Below are 610 nucleotides of genomic sequence, written 5' to 3' on the forward strand. Positions count from 1 at the left end.
CGCAGTTATTCGCTTTTGTCGACAGTCTGAACATCCTGCTTAAAGCAGGGTGTTGGGCTACATTGCTCTAGGCTTCTTCAGGGATATAGAATCTCCAGGCACAGAACCATTCTTCCGGGTGCTCATCCGGCGGGCAGCCGATACACTCGCATTTTACCCGGGAATCAATGGTGCGGGCGAAAGAACTGTATTCCACCAATCCCGCAGATTTACAGGGATAATCATCCAGTCCCTGGCGCTTACGGGCCGATTGCACCCGGCAATCATTCATCTGGAATACGATGCTGTTCGGTCCTTCATCAATGATGGACTGCACGTTAATGCGCGCATACATCCTCAACTGCAGGGCCTGTTTGACGCCCTCGATCCCCGGCTGTTCGGGAAGATTCAAATAGCGTTTAATAGACCAGGCTTCAAAGGGAGAGAACTTGGCCCAACAGGTGTCATTGCAGCGTTTGGCGTCATACATGCCATGCTTAAACTCGACCGCCTGGAACCAGATGCCGTCGCCGGCCAGCCAATTGACCCCCAGATCAGTCAGCAAGCTCAAAAGTTTTTCTCTGGGCATCTCCAGGAACGGCTTGGGAACTCCCTCCACCATTTCAAAACC

General features: G+C 52.5%; 1 protein-coding gene. It reads right to left on the minus strand.

What is annotated here, in order from left to right:
• Positions 1 to 67: 67 nt before the first annotated feature.
• On the minus strand, positions 68 to 610 hold a 543-nt coding region (locus B2633_RS14630), incomplete at its 5' end, for a DUF6125 family protein (protein ID WP_483171468.1).

This window comes from Syntrophomonas sp. UBA1041 (genome assembly GCF_002316705.1).
GTDB lineage: Bacteria > Bacillota > Syntrophomonadia > Syntrophomonadales > Syntrophomonadaceae > DTU019.